The organism is Octadecabacter sp. B2R22, assembly GCF_018861045.1.
GTDB lineage: Bacteria > Pseudomonadota > Alphaproteobacteria > Rhodobacterales > Rhodobacteraceae > Octadecabacter.
Genome location: NZ_JAHKQJ010000002.1, coordinates 296,941 through 313,845, shown reverse-complemented (window position 1 = coordinate 313,845; position 16,905 = coordinate 296,941). Strand labels below are relative to the sequence as shown.

Below are 16,905 nucleotides of genomic sequence, written 5' to 3'. Positions count from 1 at the left end.
GCCCTCATGATTTCGACGGATAACGGCCGAAGTTCGCTTCGTCCGTGTCCTGCCCTGCATCAATAATCCCGCGACGCACCGCGCGGGTGCGGGTGAAATAGTCGTGAAGATGGTCGCCATCGCCTTGTCGGATCGCCCGCTGCAAAGCGAACAATTCTTCGGTGAAACGGCCCAGAATTTCCAGCGTCGCGTCCTTGTTGTTCAAGAACACGTCGCGCCACATCGTCGGGTCGGACGCCGCGATCCGCGTGAAATCCCGAAACCCCGCGGCCGAGAAATTGACGACTTCAGTGTCCGTCACGCGGCCCAAGTCATCGGCCACGCCAACCATCGTGTACGCAATCAAGTGCGGCGTGTGCGATGTGACGGCCAACACCAGATCATGGTGATCGGCTTCCATTTCGTCGACTTTAGAACCCAAGGCCTCCCAAAATTTACGCAACTTCGCTGTTTCAGCCGCGTCAGCCCCATTGGGCGTCAGCAGGCACCAGCGGTTATCGAACAGTTCCGCAAAGCCGGATTCTGGCCCTGATTGTTCCGTCCCCGCAAGCGGGTGCGCCGGAACAAAATGCACACCGTCTGGAATATGCGGACCAATCGCATCGATCACCGCCCGCTTCACAGACCCCACATCAGACACAACAGCGCCCGCCTTAAGGTGCGGCGCAATTTCAGCGGCGACACTGTCCATTGCACCAACCGGCACACAGAGGATCACCAAATCAGCGCCTTCAACGGCTTCAACCGCGCTGTCACAGATACGGTCGCACAACCCGATCTTACGGGCGGTAGAACGCGTTTCTTCTGAACGGGCATAGCCAACAACTTCGCCCGCCAAATCAGCGCGTTTCATGGCCCAAAACATCGATGATGCGATCAGGCCAAGCCCGATCAGCGCAACACGGTCATACATAACAGCCATTAGGATGCTCCCTTGAATTGCCCAATCGCGTGGACGACACGGCGGCAGGACGCCTCATCACCGACGGTGATCCGGATACAGTTTGGCAGTCCGTAATTGGCAACGTAGCGCAAAAGGATGCCCTGATTGGCCAACGCATCGTGACAGGCTTTGGCTTCATCCGCAGATGGGAACCGCACCAGAATAAAGTTCGCCGTGGACGTATCCGACGGCAACCCCATTTCGGCCAGTGCTCCCGCCATCCATTCACGCTGCTTGGCATTCTCCGCGCGGCACTTTTCGGTGTGGGCGGTATCGCGCACAGCAGCTTCTGCCGCGACCAAACCAACGGAAGACACATTGAATGGCCCACGAATGCGGTTCAAGACATCAAGGATCGGTTTTGGCGCATAGCCATAGCCAACCCGCAGCCCGCCCAGCCCGTAAATCTTGGAGAACGTGCGGGTCATCACAACATTGTCGCGGCTTTCAACCAACTGTTTTCCAGCATCATAACCGTCGACATATTCGGCATAGGCCCCATCCAACACTAGAATGGCCTGTTCAGGCAGACCTTCGGCCAGACGTGTGGCATCTGCTTCACCGATCATCGTGCCTGTTGGGTTTGCCGGATTGGCGATGAACACCAGCTTGGTCTTCTTCGTGCAGGCGGCCAGAATAGCATCGACGTCGACAACCCGTTCCCGCTCGGCAACCTCAACAGGTGTCGCCCCAACGGCCAATGCGCCGATACGATACATCGCAAACCCGTGCTCGGTGTAGATAACTTCATCGCCCTGCCCTGCATAGGCCTGACACAGGAACGCGATAATCTCGTCGGACCCCGCGCCACAAATGATGCGCTCTGGATCTAGGCCCCAAACATCCCCGATTGCTTCGCGCAAGGACGCGTGATCGGACGAAGGGTATCTGTTCATTGTATGCGACGCCCGCACCACGGCGTCTTTGGCAGCATCAGAAGACCCCAAAGGGTTCTCGTTTGAGGACAGCTTCAGCACATTGCTGAGCCCGTCCACATGGCTTTTGCCGCCAACATAAAGGTCAATGTCCATGATGCCGGGTTGTGGTGTGATCGCCATGATCTTTCCTTTGGGTCGTAAAACAAAAAAGGCCCGCCACACGCAAGGTGGCAGGCCCTATCTTTAACGGCGCGAAAGCGCCCTGCCCAGACTTAGTTCTGAGCGTAATATTCGATGACGAGGTTTGGTTCCATCATGACCGGATACGGTACGTCACCCAGACCTGGAGTGCGCACGAATGTCGCTGTCATTTTGTTATGGTCAACGTCCATGTAGTCAGGAACGTCACGCTCTGTCAGTGCAACTGCATCGATCACTGCAACGTTCTGCTTGGAACGGTCGCGAATCTCGATCACGTCGCCTTCTTTAACGCGGTAAGAAGGGATGTTTACCTTTTTGCCGTTCACACGAACGTGGCCGTGGTTCACGAACTGACGTGCTGCGAAAACAGTCGGTACGAACTTGGCGCGGTACACAACAGCGTCCAAACGACGCTCAAGCAAACCAATAAGGTTTTCACCTGTATCGCCTTTTACACGCTCAGCTTCTGTAAAGATGCGGCGGAACTGTTTCTCTGTCAGGTCGCCGTAGTAGCCTTTCAGCTTCTGCTTGGCGCGCAGCTGCATACCGAAGTCAGACAATTTGCCCTTACGGCGCTGACCGTGCTGGCCGGGGCCATATTCACGACGGTTAACAGGGGATTTCGGACGACCCCAGATGTTTTCACCCATCCGGCGGTCAATTTTGTACTTGGCAGCGGTACGTTTAGTCATACGCTGATCTCCTTCGATTAGAGCGCCCAATGCGGGCTATGAAGGGCGTTGTCCTCTGGCCGAAGCCCGACAGGCACTCCCTTGCGGGAACCACCAACACCAATGAACGGCCCCTCTACGCGCGAGCCAATCATGAGTCAACGCAAATCTGACGAGGTCTGGAAGCTCAAGTTGCTAGGCGATCGCAATGCAAACCGCAGTGTCAGAGCCGTCACAGTCAAAGCAACAATAACCCAAACCACTCCCACGATCTTTTCCGTCAGGCCGAGTTGATAGGCAATCGCCTGAGCATCCGTAGCCATTAAGGACGTACGGTTGCGCGTGAAGATCGTATCAACGGCGATGTCCCAAGGAACGTAAAGCATACTAACGAGCCCAATAAGCCGCAAAAACAGATCAGATACTTCACGGGGCAGCTTCCAGCCTATCGCGATTAAGACAACGGCTGTTACGGTCATGAAGGCAATCGCGAACCATTCGCGAACGAAAAGGATGGTTGTTAGCAGAATAATCAGCCCAAGCCCTACCGTCACATATCTATCCAATCGGGTATGTACCCCTATCAGGAATAAGAACACACCGATGAAGAGTGATCCAAGATATCCAGCCATTGCTGTCCAGATATAGCTTCCGCCTCGAAACCAGACCTGACCACCTTCGCGCCGGTTTATGGTCAACTCCAGAACCTCACCGCCCGTCAAAAGTGCTACGCCAGCATGGGATAACTCGTGAAATAGTACGATCATTACCCGCAAGGGCCAAACGACGTCCGTGTCCCAAAACGCAAATAGAAGTGCGGCCAAGACCAGCAATTGCCAGTGACCTTTCACGAAGCTGGCGAGTAGCCGCATCGCTTAGGCCGCGTCGTGACGCAAAATCGCAGCTTCAGATGCCGAAACGACACGGCGTGCGTAGGCGCCATAGGCGTTAACGTCTGCCGCAATCTCGGGAACCTGCGCGAACAGGCGTGCGCGGTCATGATCATCAAGGGTCTCAAGGCCCGCACTTGCAGGGTGGAAGCTCTCGCTTTCGACACCGTTGGCAAACATCACCTCATGGCTCGGCAAGAGCATGTGGATGTATTCGACCTGCCGCAGCGAGCGATCAACATAGATGGACTGATCATTCACCAAATCACGTGCCGCCACCAAGACTTCGTCGGTATTAAACAAAGCTCGCGCCCGCGCGCCTTTGACCATGACACGGTGATCGGGGCTGACCAAAAGGCCAGCATCCGGCACATCGTCATCCAGTGATCCCGCCCGCAATCGGATCGGACACAGATGCGGCATCGCATAAAGCCGCGCACCAGTGACGCGCCGCGCCCCTGTCCACAACACTTCTTGGCACCCGTTGTCTTTGGTTTGAACGCGCACGCCTTCATTGATCTCTTCAACCCGCATCAAACCATTTTCGGTTTGGATCATGGTGCCGGGTGTAAAACAGATCACACCGCCGGCGGGATCATCGTTCTGGTCACGGGATTTCAGATCAACCGTGTGATTGACAATCCAAAGATCGGCGGTGCGTGGCGGGATTTCACCGATAAACATGCACAGGCGAGCGGACGGCACAGCGCCTTCGATCAAGGTGATCGTCCACGTCTCACGCCCGTCGGTGACCGTAAAACTCTGTTCAAAATGCGGGGCTTCTACCTCAACCAAATCAAGGCGGGACGTGTTGACCTCAACGGCGCGCAGCAATCGGCGTACAGACATTGCAGCCCGCGCCCGAATATCGGCTTCGCCAGCGGCGTCACCCAATGGTAGAATATCTGCGGGTCCGTCCACCCGCACCGCTTCGCCTGTCCACGACCACGCTGTCCCGACCCGCAAGTTTTCAAGCGGTGCCGACCAGAACCCATCGAGTTCCGTTTGTGACCAGGAAATGACGAACGTGCCCTTAAAGCCCGTTTTCATGCCCGTAACTGCCTCTGTCTTGCCCCGCCTCTTTGTGCAGGGTTCTGACATTGACGTTAACAGAGGTGAATCGAGCCGATCAAGCCACTTTAAGGATTGCCGTTAACTTTTTGTTTAGAAGTTGAAATTAAGCTTCAGTGATCCGATGAACTGGCCCTCAGGCTGGCCAACATACTCTTCGCCAAGATACGTTAGGCCATAAAAATAAGAGATGCCGGGCCCAAGACGCCAATGCATCCCTGCCCGTGCGCGAAAGCGTTCATCTTCTGCAACAGTTCCGAAACTTGCAGGGAAATAGGCACTGTCACCAATGATCGCATAATCCGCACCCAGCACCAATCCGTTTCCGGCAGAGCCTTCTTCGATCCCGCTATATAAGTGACCCGTCGCGCTGTCGCGCACCCAAAGGTCATTGTGCAACACTTCACCGATCAACACATCCGCACCGACACGCACGAAGTCTTCAACGCCGTATTGGGTCTGGATGAAAGGCCGCAACTGTGTCCGTTCTCCGATCATGACCGGATAAGACACGTCCGCCAAAGCAGTTGGATAGACGGCGTTTGCCACCTGATTGGCCTCGACTGAATTAGAAATATTCGGTGCACTTACAATGTCGTGGAACCAGTCTTGCATGTTCGCCATTCCGGTTTGTGGCCCGACCGCAACAAGATCAACGCCCGCCGTAACATCCGCGCCACCGCGTGCGAAATGCGTATGCACCCCCGCAGACAACGCCCCAACATAGGCACGGTCATTCGACCCAGATCCGTTCAGAGCGGATGGTGCAATGATCTCGGAACGCAGTCGATATTCAAGGATCGCACCCGGTGTGGTTGGCAGCTCGCCGTTCCAGCCGTAGCCGCGCACGAAGGAATAGGAATAGGACCCGGACCGCCAGCGGTCCTCGTTGTCGCCAAAGAAATCGTTGGTCAGAAGACGGCCAAACCCAAGCGTTTCACGGTCCTGCGCGTGCGCAGGTGCAGCGCTCAATAGCCCTGCACAAAGCCCAGCGCAAATAACTGAAAATAGACGCATCTTGTTCCCCAACTTATGTGTTCTGCGTGACGATCCGCCGACCTATAAGCCAACGCACCCTCCTTTGACGACCCACATAGCCACCGAATTCGGCAAGAGTGTGGCCAATCGGGCCCGCCCCCCGATCACGTTAGGCGCTTCACCCTTGCGCTTTAGGCATATCCGCCCAAAGACCCGCCCGCGCACCTTCGCTCATGGCGATAACAAGGTGATACATCAGGCGCGTCAGCCCTTCGTCCCAAATAACTGCACCCTCTGCGTCAAGTTGATTGACGAAACACGTATGGCCCACGAACCAACGTTCAAACATCAAGCACATTAGGCGCTGCGCTCTCTCACCCGCAGACGGATCTCCGGCCCTGTGTCGGGTCGTCAAAATCTTGATGGCCTCGGTTTGTGGCCACAACAGGAAACTGTTTTCAACAACATCCCCAGCCGATGACACCGCATCATAGACCGCCCCTTCGAACAGTCCTTTGCTGGCAAACCCACAGTCGTCGGCGAATGTTACCAAACGACCCGCCGGATCAATCGGGGTTGTTGTCTTGGCGAGCTCGGCCTCTTCCAACAAGAGCCACGCCCATTCACACTGATGCCCCACCTCGCGGCGCTGACCATCGCCGCCCGCCAACGGTTGCAAATCAGGCGTCAGAAACTCGGCAATGCTGCCGCTGTTGTCATCCATAAAGTACTGCAACCCAACGGCCCGCAAATCCGCCGCGCGTTCTAGCCAGATCGCGTCATTCGTCATGCGGAACCCTTGAAGGCACGCTTCATAAAGGTGCATGTGCGGGTTTTGCGCGGGTCCTGTATCCGCGCCACTATCGTCATTTCGCAAGAGCCCCGTATCAGGGTCCGTCAGGTGGGTCTTCAGCGCGCCCCAACACTCCTCAATCAAGATGCTCACGTCGGCAGACTGTGCGACCTTATTCCACGTCACGAACCCTAAAACTACAAAGGTCTGATCGTAGCTGCGGGCAATTTCACCGTCTTTGCGCCCTGTCGCCGTGCCGTCGCGCATCGATTTACAGCGATAAAGCCCTTTGGCCTTTTGGAACGACTTAACAAATTCCGCCTGCTTTCGCGCCGCTTCAACGTGCGCGGGATCGCCGGACGCCAGTGCGATATGCGCAATCGTAAACAACGTTCTCGCTTGCGCCAAAAGCGTCTTGCCAGATGTTAGGTCAGGATTGCCATCCACATCAAGCGCATCAAAGACGCCATTCTCGCCGTCCTGAACACGCGCCAGCCAATCCGACAAGAATGGCCCCCAAAACCACTGTGACCACTCTTGCGCGTCTTTCGTCATGCTAAATCTCTTCTTGGGTTCATTGGGTCGTTGAAACACCACATGTTTCAATGTCCGAACATAGTGTAACTTGGCCACTATGTGATTTACACCCCCTTATTTTATTGGACCTAGCCACACACTCGGCGGCCAAAATGACCATTTGCACAGATCAAATGGCCATCGAAAAATTAAAAAAAATGCCACCCGAGGGCAGCATTTTCAGAGATTTATGTGAATTCCTTTAGATACTAGGTGTCACGGCATCCAAAAACGAATCTCATCGGAGGCGTTATTCGGCGGATCTTCGATGCATTTCATGATCTCTATCGATGATACCATCACCGCTTCAAACCCATGATGATCCTTCAGCCTGCATGCGTCTTTGAGATGCAGCCCAAACAACAGTTCCAATATTGCCAACAACGTGACCTTGGTTTTCTCGGCCGCCTTTGCCAAATGCACATGCCCTACCGGCACCTCTTTCACGACTTCAAACTGCCCTTCGATGAACTTCAAAACTTCCTGGATCGATCGGCCGTCGATTGATTTCCCGACCTTACTTTTGAGCTCATCATGATCCTGTATCCTGCGCAGCTGCCCCAGCTCGATCAGCGCAGCAACCATCGGTCGCGATGCGGACAACATATCCGGGACACGCGTTACCGGTGTCGCATGCTGCGCCCGTTCAATGAGGGGCTTCGCCAAAGCGTAATCAGCAACGACATTGCAAGCGCCTTTCAGCGGTTCCGTTTCATCAATCACTCCTGCCAATTTCAAGATATTCGTCAGCGTTTTTGGATGAAGATGCTCAGCGCTCGCAATTGACGTGATGCTAGCCAAGCGTGGTGTCGTGATCTGCTCCCCCAAAAGCATCTGCCCCGGCACCAATGGCACATTGTCGATGATAACGTCGCGCACGATGTCACGAATAGGTCCTGGGTCTTTTGACAGTCGACTGGCGAACAAGCAGCCATAGAGCATGCCGAGGGAGTTCCTCGGGCTGGGGTGACCGCTTATATTGACCGCCGTCAGGAGCTGTGTGCGAAGAAAATCACGGATTGTAGCATCCCCGTCGCAAACAATGGGCCATGCAGCACGTCCAGCCGCGTCCCACATATCCTCTGTCATTTCAGCCGCCTTTTGATCTGAACCAAAAGTCATAAGACCTCCGAGCATTTCTGCGGCACGGCAGGCTTGATCAATGCCCTGCCCGTCTAACCAAGCCGGTCCGGGCTCACCTTCAAGACGTCCCTCGACATACTCCTGCAGCGGCGATGGATCCCGCCGAACAAGGTTAGGCTCAGAAACGCGTGCCGCAGAAACTGCCTCACTTATTGTTTGAACCTCGTGAAGCATATCAGTCCACTTGCCTGCCCGAACTTGGGTCAAGGGGATTTGGTGCTTCCTGCACGTGCGCACAGGCGCTAGCCGCCAAAGCAACCGATGCCGCATTGCTGCTTTCGGCCAAGCCTGCCCAGCTTGGTCTTCGCTCAGGCACAGCGGGCAGAACCGTGTCACGACACCGGTGGTTAGCTCCGCCGAGAACTCGCATCCGCGAAGACTGTATCGACGGTTGCCCAAGGCCATTATCGTATTATCAGATACTGGTTCGAGGTCCTGACCGGCGATCATACAAAGCCGTTCGACGGCCTCGGGTTTACCACAGGCGAGATCCGCCGCTGGAATTCTAACAGTATTCAGAAACGGCAGTACGCGGCCTCCCGTATGGAAGGCCGCTAGCCGTGCTGCCCAAGACATGGGCGTTTCATCATGCTGAAACGGAAGACGAGGAAATAAGGCTGACATGGCGCTCACCCTCTCCGTTTCCGACGCGATCGCGATGCCAGTGCATCATCCTCGGCATCGGGATCCAAGACATGATAGATGTCTACATAGAAGACGTTTTCCGATGACGGACAGGCCTCGTTCATCGCATAGGCTGAAGCGAAGTGGTCGATGGTCAGACAATCATCATCTTGCTCGATCGCGAACTCCATAGCCAATAACAAAAGCTCAATGGCACGGCCAAAGCGATACCGCGCACCATGGAAGATGCGACCGATCAAATCCGCCTCAACCGGGGGCTCCAATCCAACCCGACCGCAATAGTCAGTCATGATCGTGCAGTACATATCTCCATGAACGGCTTCGACCAACTCAGGCAGCACCATTGCCGTAAAGCGGCGCTTTACCTGCGCGTCGGAACGGATGACATCGGCCAAATCTTCAGTGCCAGACAAAATGACGGCAACTGCATTGTCTCCCTGCATAAGCGATTTCAGAGCACGCAAGATCAGTTTGCGATCAGCGCAGAAGAGATCCTGTGCCTCATCGATCCAGACCACAGCGGTGCCCAGCAAGCCGATCCTATGGCGGAACATTTGCCAAAGGGACCAGGCCTCTTGGCGCGGGTTTGCGTCTTCAAACCCAGACTCCTCCAGCAATGCCAATGTCATGCTTTTAAAGGTCGCAGGGCTTGGCACTGGGCACGCAATCAGGGGGCGCGCGTCAGCAGTACCTTCCAACACTTGGCCCATCTTGCCGAGCGTCCGGTCCATGAGATGAGATTTACCACTGCCGGGCGCACCCACCAGCATCATCCCTCGGGTCTCCCCAGTCCTCGTTAAACGCCGCGCTTTGGGGAGAAGATTTCGCTCACCATCACGTTGCAATAGGCGCTTGGTATGCATGGCCGCTTCAGCGTCCAAATCAAGCCCAATGTGGAGGTCGCGAACAGCATCCAATGCCGCTTCTCTTGATACGAAATCCTTCATGATTAGTCCTCCTCGACTGTAACGTTGGATGGTTTCTTTGGCAGATCAGACGACACGACGGACTTGCCCTTCTTGGCAGGGCGAGTCTCCATCGGCGCACCCGTCAGTTCCTCGACGCTCGGGATTTCGTGACCCAAGGTGCCCTTCTGTTGCGTGGGCTCTTTGCGCTCATAGAACTCGATGCCCGCCAGCAGATTCTTTTCTGCCAGTGCCATTCGCTCTTCGGACCAATCCTGAAGGTTGAGGCTGGAAGCCAGCTTTGCCTGCTCATTGCGTGCAGCGATCGCCTTGATAGCCTCACGGACAGCAACATTGTCCAGACGGTCCACCTTTGGATTCGCCGCTCTTGTTTGACGGACCGCAGTCAGCCAGGTCTGTGCAGCAACTCCATCGAGGGAGCTGTCCAAGGCCGGAATCTCAAACCAAGCCTTTCCGATCCGTACCGAAATCGTACCAATGTCTTTAGGATGCCAACGTACATCGACCTCATGCGGGTCTTTCCGGCGCCTGTACTCTTGCAAGGCATCTGACTGGTAGCGAACACCAAGAATGGTGATCCCTTCCTTGTCCAGAACGTACTGTCGCTCTTGACCAAAACACAGGCGCATCATTTCCATATCAGGCGATGATGGCACCCCGTATTCCTGAGACAGACGGCGCCATGCCTTTACAGGCGTTTCGCCATTCAAACCGCCGTGCGGCGTGTTGTGATAGATGTCGGTCACCCAACGGATCAACGCGAAGGTGAAATCATCCAGGTTCAAGGCAGCGCGAGCCTCAGGGTCGGCATCGCCTTTTTCCACAATACTATTGAAAGTATGGCCCGACAGACGTGGCGCAAAGTCAGTCGCAAAAGTCCCGAACACTCGCTCGATGGTGCCTCTGTTCTCTGGGACCCCATTCATTGCCATTTCCCACATGACACCAAGATCATTGACGGCCATACGAAACCGCTGCGATTTAAAAGCCGCGCCGCCGTCGAAGACAATCAGTTCTGGCGTACCGTGCATGTCCCAGGGTGTAAGCGCCCCAACTGCATCACTCCACGCGCCCTTATTGGTCGTGATCATCTGCAGCAGTTGAACCGCCGCCTCACTCCCAGGATTGGGGCTCAAGACCATCCCTACGATACAACGTGTGGCACAGCAGATTGCGGCGGTTAATGTCCATCTTCCAAGATTCTTTTTCTTCTTTTTGCCGCCACCATCTTCGTCATCTTCGTCGCCTTTGAGAAACAGCCCAAGTGACCGCTTATCCTCATCGGACATAAGGGCATACATGCCCGTGCTCTCCAGGAAGGTCATGACATCGACAGTCCATTCGTCGATTTCGACCCGTTCCAGCGGGCGCGTCACCGAGATACCGTTCAGTACAGGTCGGAATTTCTTGCGCGCGGCTGCTTCGCCGTTGCGTGCCAGCTCAACCTGATAGGGATCAAGAGCTCGGATCGAGCGGCGCACGGTTTCACGGCTCGGGATGGTCAGCGATTGCTGACCGTTTGCTTTCCGCTCCTCATTGCGTTTCTCGAAGCTCAGCATAACGTCTTCATGGACGAGTTTGATCGAAGGCTTCTCGGGCGAAAGGTACTTACGCACTTCTTTCATCATAAGACCCAACGCTTCCGGGCCTAGGTTGCTCGACCGGTTCCCACGGCTATCGATCCGATCGACCAGACCGCTTCGACCAAATTCATTCATTGCGGCCAACCATCGTCGTAATGTCCGAGGAGCCGGTGGCTCACCAAAGTCTTCCGTTTTGGTCAGCTCGTCCTTCCCCTGGGAATTGAGATTGTCGGCCAATTTTACCGCCCGACCCATCAACGCTTCAGTATTCGCCTTGATGGACTCGTCTGTAAATTTCATCTTCCCTTCGCTGCGCAACTCGAATGCCGCTTGGGCGTAGGCCTCTCTCTTGCTCATTCGTGTCTTCACGCCTGCAGTTAGGCCACCGTAGGCGGTGCTGGCATGCAACTGACGTTTCGCCGCAAACTCTGGATCAAAGTACCCCCGCTCCACACGGATTCGATGCGCATTGCCCAAACGCAGCATGTCTTCATGCGTAAACTGGCACGCCAATTGCGTTTCATCGTCGCGAAGGAAGACGAAACCAACTTCGGTTTCTTGGTGCAGGCGGTAGCTAACACCTTCGATTGTTACTCGGTCAAATTTGCTGATGACCAAACGGGCGTTTTGCGAAAACTGATTTGTGATTGAGAGATCCATGATAATTCCTTTCAGGAGGTTGGACGGCTGAGCGCCGCGGAGTATGGACGCCGTAAAAGGCACCGAGGTAGTTTTAGTGATGTCTTGGCATAGGAATTTACCGGCTGAGATGCCTTCAGATCTAAGACCCAATCATCGACTTCGGCGCGGGCAAACTTCTGTGCATTTCCTTTGACTTCACTGTTTGGAGCCAGCCAATAGCCGGCGATAGTTCTGTCTGAGCTCATAAAAAACTCGAGTTTGATGGATGGCATGAGACTTACTTTCATTCACATAGCTGGAGACACCTCAGGCGATGGCCGCCTAAGTGATTTTAGAAATTGGGAAATGAGACCGACCTTGATCAATTGTCGTTGGCCGATCTCGAAGAGAGCAATCAGATCGAACGCGCCCGGAAAACCTCCGAGGAACGCTCGATGCGTTCGTAACGAACCATCTGAAGGTGGCCGGATTTGATGAAGCGAACCGCAGCCCGAAAACCCATACCGTCAAGGCCGGACTCGTTGACCAAATCATCGATCGTCGTCACGCCAACTGACGAAGCAGCTACGTCCTGCATGACGGGATCGGCAAAGCAATCTGGGCGACGTACGGCATGGAATAGCTCGGCGTTGAACAGCTCAACCCGACATACATCTTGTTCCGTAAACAGTACGAAATCATCCAGAAAACACTGCTGAATAGCCTGCTCCTTGATACGTGCCAGTTTTGCGAGATACTCGAGGTTCTCTCGCTCCATAGGGCGGACAGCATAGCCAACAACATCTCCATCAATCTGCGTCGCCACATGGTCGATGTAATGCGTATGGTACTCACCATGCTCGTCATACCAATCGAACGAAACCTGTTCGCGGAGACCAAGCGTTGAAGAACGTGCCGACAACAGCAAGGCTGCGTTTTTTTCGAGATGGCTCTCAAGACCAAGGCGGAAACCCTGGTCGTCGCCGAAGACGCCTCCGCCAGTAAAATGTTGTGTTGACCCGACTTTGGTCTTGCGATCGCCACGGCTGGCTTCAGGAAGGCGGATGCCGCAAGTTTGGAAATGGATGGACATTTTCTTGTCTTTCAATTGAGTTGGGGTGGTTCCCCGAGGATGGAAAAGAAAGATCCCGTCAGGCGGTCTCGACCGGTTCGCATAACGTCCATTACGGACGGCGATTTAAGCTCGAGACGCACCTCCCCCGTTGCCATCAAAAGATGACTTGGAGCGAGATCAGGATTGTTTGAAAAACCGATGTCCTTGAAATGGACCCACGTAAGTGGTACCCAATCCTTGCTTAGAGGAAGACTTTGGTCTTTCAGGAATTATCGCGATCTGTTGGCGCAGGTCGCATTTTTCTTTTTTAAGGTTCGGTCATGATCGTTCCTTTCTTGTGTCTGACGTCCATACTCTGGTCGTACATAGGATAGCGCGGCATTCACCAATCGTGAACATTTTTATTATTAAATTCAACACACTAGATAATTCTCACAGTGTGCGTTTTCGCATATGCGCAACGGATTGCATTAGCGCACCTCGACATCTCACCCACAAAATAGGAAACAGCATCGCCTTCGTATGGCTCCTGCTGAACGTGCGAAAAATTACCCGACTGAAATAGTCGTGATTTATTTTTGACCCGACTTTTGGAGCCAGGATGAAAAAAGCGCATCTCCGGAGAGCAAAGGCATGACCGTGATTCGTGCTTTTCGATCATGCTGAAGCGCAACTTGATTGCAGGATGTGCAACATGCACCGCACCGTTGGCACTGATCATTTTGGAGTCACTTAGCATCTTCGATCCTTTCTCACTGACCTGAGCAGCGGTGGCGTCTAGTTTGTGAATTCAATCTAAGCGGAAATACCGAATAATACGAGGATCGTAGCAAAAACAGATTCGTATCTATCAGCAGCTGATAGATAGTTTACAATCTTCAATTGACCTTTCTTTCGGCATAGAGTTCTGGCAAGGTGCCGAACACGGGGAGAAGGCCATTGCCGAATTTAGAAATGCCATTGGAAGTCGACACCAAGACTGTCGAAGGCCTCACAAGGCTTTTCCAATTTGGGATCCGCTTTAGAAGCGATGATCGCGACTTAACCAGGCTTTCGTCGACCGAAGGCCGCCTTGGTATTGATCCTTATTACCCAGCCTCCCGAGGAGCATTAGAAGATACGGTCAGATACCTAGAAAGCCTCGGACATGAGGGGCGATTTGAAAAGGCCTATGAACTTATCGGCGCGGCGATAGGGCATACGCAAATTAAAGAAGACGATCTTCAAAAGACCTTGCTCAGGCTAACTACCCAAAAATCAGCCGTCAGATTTTCTTTCTCGAAGATGATCCTGCTTTGCCTCCGACATACGAGGGAATTGCAAATAGCCCAAAGAATGAAGTTTGAGGTTAGGTTCTCTGGGGTTGGACCAGAAGTTTACTTAATGGCCATGGCAGCATTGTTCTTAGAGGTGCCAATCTACGTCGAATCAGGTCCGCCTTGGAATCCAGACGCGCTCATTAATGGCGAACCAGATACGGAACCACCAGAACTAGAGGTGACGTTTCCGCCAACAGGGTTTACGGCCTCCAATGCACCGGAGCTTGATAAAAGCGTGCGAAAGTCCGGCCTGCCCCGTGCGGTTGATCGCGGAAAATATGACCTAGAAAGCGTCATGATGAACTACCTCAGCTTAGCTGAGCCCGAGGCGTTAGCCTTAGTCTCGCACACCTTTGCAACCTCGCCAAAACAATCGCGCCTGAGGACAAGGCAAAACCTTTTACAAAAATTGCGCATCAGACGGATCACAGAATTATCGCTCAGCTCGCCTCACTTGATAGCGATCGAAACAACCGCGTCCGACGATATGTCAGAACAGATAAGAATGGGATCATCTGCTTCGCAGCCAGAATTTGACAGCCTTGAATTTAGCGGCCTGGTGTTCCCTGGGAAATCCACGTCCGTTTCTATTGATGAAATAAAAGCCGCTGGCAGCTTGCTAAGCCCGCGCCGCTATCTGGCCGTCGGCCCCACTGGAGGCAACAGCATTGGAGCTGTTTTCAAAAACAGTCGGACTCCCCCCAAGCACAAGCTGATTCAGCTGTTTAAAATCATCAGGCCCAAAACAACGAAAAAGGATCCCAACGGCGAATTTGCCATAAAAGAACTTCGGCCAAGCGATATTTCAGAGCGCGGTGATCTATCCGGCTCTTACCGAGAAATTCAAGTCAGAAAGGGAACAGAGAGCAATCTCGAACCCCAGAAGCTCCGCAGAAATGATGTCGTATTTGCGCATCGTGGCTCGATCGGTCGGGTATGCTACATAACCGACGACGATATTGAACAAACAGATCTTTGGGCCGCTCAATCACTCCTGATCTTCAGGGCACGAAAGCAAAGGTCAGGCGAGGAAGCACCGCCTTATTGCGATCCGAGGATTCTATTCATGTATCTTTTGACATCTAAGGTTCAGGACACCTGGTCGAAGTTGGCAATCGGGGACCGAAGTCCCGCGATCCCAATCGGCGAAATCGAACGGTTCGCGCTGCCTGACCGCCTTCTAATCAAGAAGAAGCTCAAGAAATCTCAAGATAATCGTTACGATCCTGTGAGCCCTTACGGCCAGCTTCGTGACGCGTATAACGACTGGCAGGCTACGCTGCGAGCCGTGCGCGAACTGGAAGAAAAACTAAATTATGATCGTGAAAAGGTATGGGATATCTCTTGGCCGCCCGGCTAGGACCTCGTCACCATTAGTCGCGTTTTCAGCGCGTCAGTGATGAAGCCAAGTCGGCCAATCAACAACGACGATAGAACAAACCACTGCTACAACATCCAGAATAAGGGTCCAATACGTGCTCAAACCATCAGCCAAAACAAGTGTCCTTGTTCCATTAGACTTGGATTTTCAAAGCTTGTCCGATCCAGAATTGTTCATGCGCTTTGCTCCCCAGTATTTTGACACAGTCGTTCTTATAGAGGGCGTCGTGGCGCAGTACGGGTTTCACGTCGAATTTCTGCAAAAGCTAATCGCAGGTTACGCCGAGTTGAAATACGGTCTGAAAGATGACGATAGGCCTGAACAAACAGCTTCGGCCGACGTTTTCGGAAGGCTTCGAGAGGCAGGCAAAGACACCCTGCTGCTGGTGGCGCATGATAGCACCATGCCCAGTAACCAGATCGAAACTTCTGCTGCGGAGCACGGACTGGCCGTCACCCATTTGAACTGGCTAGACCTTACCAAGCCAATGCGAGCGATTTGATAGGATCGCTTTGCATTGGTGTGAGCCCTGCCAGCAGGCGATACGCAGGCAAATAACTGACATTAATTACCACCACGCACCAAATTATTCTGCCATTCTTAGAAATCAAGATCACTTTCTAACCAACTGACCTGAACGGGTGTCTCAGGCGCGTCAAGGATGCAGAACGCCGCCTTCTGCAGTGTTTCGAACACTCCCCATGAAGTAGGGTAAGTCTGGGCCGGTTGGATGCAAAAGACCTGAAATCCGCCGCTGACTTCGACAATCCAAGGTTGCCTTGCCCAGACACGTTCTGAACCGTTCTCCCAGCGCCGGATTGGAGCAACGTGTTCCATTGTCGGTGGGTTCAAAGGGTTGATCGGAATGCCTCTGATTTCCGCTTCCGCATCAATGGGTCCGTCGGGGGTATTGATCCGGATCATATCTCAAACTCCATTCAAGTGCATAGGTTAGGGAAGTCATAAAGCGTTGTTTCAGCCATTTGGCTACCGGAGCAACCCTGCACAGAGGAATTTTTACGGTGACCGCTTAGTTGCCGTTCGCCTTATTTCGAGTATGCAGCGCTGAGGCCCGTCAGACCGGACCTTCGCCGCAACTGCAACATCAGACGTGCGGTGAATTCACGGTTCGTGGGACAAACCCGCCTTTTGCTTGTGCAGCCATTGCCGACGCAGCATTCCTTCGCATGTGCAGCGGCGGGCTTTTGGAA

The 16,905-nt window shown here is 53.7% G+C and carries 14 protein-coding genes and 1 pseudogene; 2 read left to right on the top strand and 13 right to left on the bottom strand.

Annotated elements, in window-relative coordinates:
* Window positions 1-4 precede the first annotated feature (4 nt).
* The 12 genes and pseudogenes from KO486_RS01630 to KO486_RS01580 form a co-directional block, all read right to left on the bottom strand.
* Window positions 5-922 carry a prephenate/arogenate dehydrogenase family protein gene (locus KO486_RS01630; protein ID WP_216035484.1) on the bottom strand — a complete coding sequence of 306 codons (918 nt, stop codon included), beginning with the start codon at window positions 920-922 and terminating at the stop codon, window positions 5-7.
* Window positions 922-2,001 carry a histidinol-phosphate transaminase gene (gene hisC / locus KO486_RS01625; RefSeq protein WP_216035483.1) on the bottom strand — a complete coding sequence of 360 codons (1,080 nt, stop codon included), beginning with the start codon at window positions 1,999-2,001 and terminating at the stop codon, window positions 922-924. Before hisC ends, KO486_RS01630 begins: the two co-directional genes overlap by 1 nt.
* A gap of 92 nt (window positions 2,002-2,093) precedes the next feature.
* On the bottom strand, window positions 2,094-2,714 hold the full coding sequence (gene rpsD / locus KO486_RS01620) for a 30S ribosomal protein S4 (RefSeq protein WP_216035482.1): 621 nt from the start codon (window positions 2,712-2,714) through the stop codon (window positions 2,094-2,096).
* A 137-nt stretch (window positions 2,715-2,851) separates the two neighbouring features.
* Complete coding sequence (locus KO486_RS01615) at window positions 2,852-3,565, bottom strand: M50 family metallopeptidase (RefSeq protein ID WP_216035481.1); 714 nt, start codon at window positions 3,563-3,565, stop codon at window positions 2,852-2,854.
* Window positions 3,566-3,568: 3 nt separating this feature from the next.
* Entirely contained in the window at window positions 3,569-4,633 is a 1,065-nt protein-coding gene (locus KO486_RS01610) for a Hint domain-containing protein (RefSeq protein WP_216035480.1), read from the bottom strand.
* 114 nt (window positions 4,634-4,747) lie between these two features.
* Window positions 4,748-5,671 (bottom strand): lipid A-modifier LpxR family protein, encoded by a 924-nt coding sequence (locus KO486_RS01605; RefSeq protein WP_216035479.1) that lies wholly within the window; start codon window positions 5,669-5,671, stop codon window positions 4,748-4,750.
* A 139-nt stretch (window positions 5,672-5,810) separates the two neighbouring features.
* A complete protein-coding gene (locus tag KO486_RS01600) occupies window positions 5,811-6,980 on the bottom strand; it encodes an AGE family epimerase/isomerase (protein ID WP_216035478.1) in 1,170 nt (389 codons plus the stop codon).
* A gap of 237 nt (window positions 6,981-7,217) precedes the next feature.
* Complete coding sequence (locus KO486_RS01595) at window positions 7,218-8,318, bottom strand: hypothetical protein (protein WP_252734491.1); 1,101 nt, start codon at window positions 8,316-8,318, stop codon at window positions 7,218-7,220.
* 42 nt (window positions 8,319-8,360) lie between these two features.
* A pseudogene (locus tag KO486_RS16395) lies at window positions 8,361-8,768 on the bottom strand (TniQ family protein); the annotation flags it as partial.
* Window positions 8,769-8,773: 5 nt separating this feature from the next.
* Entirely contained in the window at window positions 8,774-9,736 is a 963-nt protein-coding gene (locus KO486_RS01590) for a TniB family NTP-binding protein (RefSeq protein ID WP_216035476.1), read from the bottom strand.
* Between the two features lie 2 nt (window positions 9,737-9,738).
* Window positions 9,739-12,090, bottom strand: coding sequence for a Mu transposase C-terminal domain-containing protein (locus tag KO486_RS01585; RefSeq protein WP_252734450.1), 2,352 nt, complete (start codon window positions 12,088-12,090; stop codon window positions 9,739-9,741).
* A 244-nt stretch (window positions 12,091-12,334) separates the two neighbouring features.
* The gene (locus KO486_RS01580; RefSeq protein WP_216035475.1) at window positions 12,335-13,012 is read right to left on the bottom strand and encodes a hypothetical protein; all 678 of its coding nucleotides are present in this window, start codon (window positions 13,010-13,012) and stop codon (window positions 12,335-12,337) included.
* 936 nt (window positions 13,013-13,948) lie between these two features.
* Between KO486_RS01580 and KO486_RS01575 the strand changes: the two genes are divergently transcribed.
* Window positions 13,949-15,673, top strand: a complete 1,725-nt coding sequence (locus KO486_RS01575) for a hypothetical protein (protein ID WP_216035474.1) — start codon at window positions 13,949-13,951, stop codon at window positions 15,671-15,673.
* A gap of 196 nt (window positions 15,674-15,869) precedes the next feature.
* Window positions 15,870-16,196 (top strand): hypothetical protein, encoded by a 327-nt coding sequence (locus tag KO486_RS01570; RefSeq protein ID WP_216035473.1) that lies wholly within the window; start codon window positions 15,870-15,872, stop codon window positions 16,194-16,196.
* 98 nt (window positions 16,197-16,294) lie between these two features.
* Here the strand turns inward: KO486_RS01570 and KO486_RS01565 are convergent, their stop codons facing one another.
* Complete coding sequence (locus KO486_RS01565; protein WP_216035472.1) at window positions 16,295-16,618, bottom strand: hypothetical protein; 324 nt, start codon at window positions 16,616-16,618, stop codon at window positions 16,295-16,297.
* Window positions 16,619-16,905: the final 287 nt, after the last annotated feature.

Bases quoted from the DNA above. Each gene is read 5' to 3' on its own strand.
- KO486_RS01575 (WP_216035474.1), top strand. From the start codon at position 13,949: ATGCCATTGGAAGTCGACACCAAGACTGTCGAAGGCCTCACAAGGCTT.
- KO486_RS01565 (WP_216035472.1), bottom strand. From the start codon at position 16,618: ATGATCCGGATCAATACCCCCGACGGACCCATTGATGCGGAAGCGGAA.
- KO486_RS01590 (WP_216035476.1), bottom strand. From the start codon at position 9,736: ATGAAGGATTTCGTATCAAGAGAAGCGGCATTGGATGCTGTTCGCGAC.
- KO486_RS01570 (WP_216035473.1), top strand. From the start codon at position 15,870: ATGCGCTTTGCTCCCCAGTATTTTGACACAGTCGTTCTTATAGAGGGC.
- KO486_RS01595 (WP_252734491.1), bottom strand. From the start codon at position 8,318: ATGCTTCACGAGGTTCAAACAATAAGTGAGGCAGTTTCTGCGGCACGC.
- KO486_RS01610 (WP_216035480.1), bottom strand. From the start codon at position 4,633: ATGAAAACGGGCTTTAAGGGCACGTTCGTCATTTCCTGGTCACAAACG.
- KO486_RS01615 (WP_216035481.1), bottom strand. From the start codon at position 3,565: ATGCGGCTACTCGCCAGCTTCGTGAAAGGTCACTGGCAATTGCTGGTC.
- hisC (WP_216035483.1), bottom strand. From the start codon at position 2,001: ATGGCGATCACACCACAACCCGGCATCATGGACATTGACCTTTATGTT.
- KO486_RS01630 (WP_216035484.1), bottom strand. From the start codon at position 922: ATGGCTGTTATGTATGACCGTGTTGCGCTGATCGGGCTTGGCCTGATC.
- KO486_RS01605 (WP_216035479.1), bottom strand. From the start codon at position 5,671: ATGCGTCTATTTTCAGTTATTTGCGCTGGGCTTTGTGCAGGGCTATTG.
- KO486_RS01600 (WP_216035478.1), bottom strand. From the start codon at position 6,980: ATGACGAAAGACGCGCAAGAGTGGTCACAGTGGTTTTGGGGGCCATTC.
- rpsD (WP_216035482.1), bottom strand. From the start codon at position 2,714: ATGACTAAACGTACCGCTGCCAAGTACAAAATTGACCGCCGGATGGGT.
- KO486_RS01580 (WP_216035475.1), bottom strand. From the start codon at position 13,012: ATGTCCATCCATTTCCAAACTTGCGGCATCCGCCTTCCTGAAGCCAGC.